Source organism: Kocuria sp. KRD140, from assembly GCF_017168375.1.
Taxonomy (GTDB): domain Bacteria; phylum Actinomycetota; class Actinomycetes; order Actinomycetales; family Micrococcaceae; genus Kocuria; species Kocuria marina.
The window spans coordinates 1-388 of record NZ_JABFAW010000033.1; the positions used below are offsets into that span (position 1 = coordinate 1).

At 66.0% G+C, this 388-nt stretch carries 1 protein-coding gene; it reads right to left on the reverse strand.

The features are described from left to right. The coding region (locus tag J1M36_RS12530) for a condensation domain-containing protein (RefSeq protein ID WP_241247219.1) at window positions 1–388 on the reverse strand (388 nt) is incomplete at both ends.

Consider the following 388-nt stretch of genomic DNA (forward strand, 5'->3'; position numbering starts at 1 on the left):
GATGGACACATCATCGGTGGTCGCCAGTCGCGAAAGTAGTACGGCCAGAACGGATTCGAACACCACGAACCGAGTGGTGGCCCTGTCGGTCGCCAGCCGCTCCAGGGCAGCCCAGGAGGCGGATTCGACGGTGATCTCGTGCGATGCACGAACGTGACCGATACGTGCGGGCCGCGGCCGGTCGGTGGGAAGATCGAGTAGGTCCGGAGAGTCGGCCAGGCGATCGGTCCAGTAGGCGAGCTGAGCGGCAGCGCGGCGACGTCGCTCACCTTCGCGCGCGCTGTCCGGGTGCACGTCGCCGACTACGACGTCCGTCCCGGCTGCGATGAAGGCTTCGGCCATGTCGACGAAATTGGCGTGATGGGCCGTGAGATCGTCGTCGTCGTAG